This is a genomic window from Promicromonospora kroppenstedtii DSM 19349, assembly GCF_000515355.1.
Taxonomy (GTDB): Bacteria; Actinomycetota; Actinomycetes; order Actinomycetales; family Cellulomonadaceae; genus Promicromonospora; species Promicromonospora kroppenstedtii.
This window is the reverse complement of the sequence record NZ_KI911625.1, coordinates 47139-50074: the sequence shown is the minus strand read 5'-3', so window position 1 is coordinate 50074 and position 2936 is coordinate 47139. Positions and strand designations below refer to the sequence as shown.

Here is a 2936-nt window from a genome sequence, read left to right as displayed (position 1 = left end):
CGGAGGCGCGGGACGCCTCCTGCACCTGCGCGGCCGTGGCCCCGTGCCCGACGGCGGACGGCGCCGCGTGGTCGGCCAGCAGGTCCTCGACCGTCAGGCGGCGCAGGTCGAGCGCGCCCGAGAGCTGGTCCGAGTAGGCGACGTCGAGCGCGCCCACGCTTGCCGAGTGCTCCACGAGGTGCCGCAGGTCGTCCGGGCCCTGCCCGGAGGCGACCTGGTCGGCGGGCTCGACGCCCACGCGGCGCAGGCACCAGTTCGCGGCGCCGTTCAGCGCCAGGAGCACGGGCCGGGTCACGACCATGAACGCCCGCATCGGCAGCGCGAGCATGGTCGCGCTGGCCTCGGGGTGGGCGATGGCCCACGACTTGGGCGCCATCTCCCCCACCACCAGGTGCAGGAACGTCACGATGACCAGCGCCAGCACGAAGCCCGCGACGTCGGCAGCCCAGTACGGCGCACCCCACGTCTCGAACAGCGGCGTCAGCCAGTGGTGCACGGCCGGCTTGGTGATGGCACCGAGCGCGAGCGTGCAGACGGTGATGCCGAGCTGTGAGCCGGCCAGGAGCACGGTCAGCTCGCCGGAGCTGCGCAGCGCGGCCCGCGCCGAGCGGCTCGTCGGTGCGGCGTCCTCCAGGCGGTGCCGCTTGGCGGCCAGGAGCGCGAACTCCACGGCCACGAAGAACGCGCTCAGCGCGATGATGACGACGGTGGCGACGAGGACCACCCAGGGGTTGCTCATCGGGCCTCCTCGGTCTCGGTGCCGCTGTGGTGGTCGGTGGAAGTCTCGGCCTGCGCCTCGGGGGGTGCCTCGACGACGGTGACCCGGACGTGGGACGGCACGTGCCGCTCCACGTCGAGCACCTCGATGCGGAGCACCTCGGCCGGCGGCGGCTCGGGCGCCACCAGGGTGGCCGGGTCGATGGGCAGCGGTACGTCGACGACGTCGCCGGCCGCAGGCAGCGAGCCGTGCACGGCGATCGCGAGGCCCGCGATCGTCTCGTGGTCGCCCTCGGGCAGGTCGCGCTCGACGGCGCGCTCGACCTCGTCGAGGTGCACGTCACCGGCCATGACCCAGACGCCGTCCGACGCCGCGGTCACGGGGTCGATCTCGTCGTCGTGCTCGTCGGTGATCTCGCCGACGAGCTCCTCGGCGAGGTCCTCGACGGTGAGCACACCGGCGAACCCGCCGTACTCGTCCACGACGCACGCCATCTGGTTGCGCGTCGCCGACAGCTCGCGCAGCGCGTCGGGCAGCGTCATCGAGGTGGGCAGCACGAGCGCGGGCCGCAGCAGGTCCGCGACGGTCGTCGCCTCCGCCCCTGCGGCGAGCAGGTCGGTCAGGTGCACGACGCCGGTGACCTCGCCGTCGTCGTCGACCACCGGGTACCGGGAGTGGCCGGCCGCCATGAGCTCGCGCACCTGCGCGAGCGTGTCGTCGGCGCGCACCACGCCCACGCGGGCGCGCGGGATCATGGCGTGCTCCACGTCCTGCCGCGGGAAGTCGAGGATGCGGTCCAGCAGCACGGACAGGTCGCCGGGCAGGTCGCCGCTGGCGCGCGAGTCCGCGACGATGTGCTCCAGGTCGCGGGCCGTGGCGGAGTGCTCGACGTCGTGCACGGGCTCGATCCGCAGCAACCGCAGGAGCGCGTTGGACGCGGCGTCGAACACCTTGATGAGCCAGCCGAAGACGGCGAGGTACACCGTGGTCGACCGGGCCAGCCAGAGCGCGACGGGCTCCGGCCGGGCGATCGCCAGGTTCTTCGGCACGAGCTCGCCGAACAGCATCTGGACGAGGGTCGAGAAGACGAGGGCGAGGACGGTGCCGATGGCGACGCCGGTGCCGACCGGCACGCCGACGCCGCCCAGGGCCTCGCCGAGCGCCTCACCGACGAGCGGCTCGGCGACGTAGCCGACGAGCAGGCCGGTGACGGTGATGCCGAGCTGTGCGCCGGACAGCATGAAGCTGGTGCGCCGGGTCACACCGAGCGCGCGACGGGCGCCGGCGTCGCCGGACTCGGAGCGGGAGGCGAGGCGGGCGCGGTCGACCGCCATGTACGCGAACTCCTGCGCGACGAAGTAACCCGTCACGGCGGTGATCGCCAGGATCACCACGACCCCCAGCAGGAGGGAGATCACCCAGGTCAACGCATCCACCTCCTCTCGGTGGTGCGGAGACGTGCGTTCGGGCCGGGACTATGACTGTCGGGGTCCATGATCCTTCACTGGTGGTGCGGTCTGCCTCGGGCCGAAGGTCTCCGGCCGGATGCGCCGTGCGCATCGCGTGGAGAACGACGGAGGTGGTCCTACGGTTCCACGGCGTGCGGCAGCCGTCATCCGGAGCGTGGCACCGGGATGCCGGTGGGGCGCGGTACCTTTCCGCACATGACGCTCGACCACCTGTCGCTGCTGGCCACGTTCCAGGGCGACTTCCTCGCCGCGGTGCCTGCCGCCGACGCCGACGCGAAGGTCCCCGCCTGCGGTGACTGGACCGTGCGCGGGCTCGTGGAGCATCTCGCCGGGGTGCACCACTGGGCCGCGGGCAACGCCCGAGGGACCAAGGGACCCGCGCTCGGCGACGGCCCGTTCGACCTCGCGCCGCACTACGCCGCCCAGGCGGCCCTCCTGCGCGAGACGCTGGCGGAGCTCGACCCCGGATCCGACTGCCGGGTCCTGACCCATCCCGACCCGCTGGGCCCCGGACCCGTGCGGTTCTGGCACCGACGGCAGACCCACGAGACGCTCGTGCACCTGCACGACCTGCTGGCCGCCTCCGCGGGCGGGGCCGCGGCGGGCCTCGTCGGCGCGGCCCCGGAGGTGTGGGCCGACACGGTCGACGAGGTCGTGTCCGTGCTCCAGCCCCGGCAGGTGGGCCTGGGCCGCATGGCGCCGCTCCGCTTCCCGGTGGTGCTCGTGGCGACCGACATCGCCGGGGCGCC

Annotated in this window: 3 protein-coding genes; 1 reads left to right on the top strand and 2 read right to left on the bottom strand. The window is 73.8% G+C overall.

Annotated features, from left to right (window positions below; all coding sequences use genetic code 11):
* The coding region (locus tag PROKR_RS05840) for a CNNM domain-containing protein (RefSeq protein ID WP_036960508.1) at positions 1-739 on the bottom strand (739 nt) is incomplete at its 3' end.
* On the bottom strand, positions 736-2145 hold the full coding sequence (locus PROKR_RS05835; RefSeq protein ID WP_036960505.1) for a hemolysin family protein: 1410 nt from the start codon (positions 2143-2145) through the stop codon (positions 736-738). The genes PROKR_RS05840 and PROKR_RS05835, both read right to left, overlap by 4 nt.
* A 237-nt stretch (positions 2146-2382) precedes the next feature.
* On the opposite strand from PROKR_RS05835, the gene PROKR_RS05830 reads away from it, so the two are divergent.
* Positions 2383-2936 (top strand): maleylpyruvate isomerase N-terminal domain-containing protein (locus PROKR_RS05830; RefSeq protein WP_051432722.1); only part of this gene is annotated, 554 nt, incomplete at its 3' end.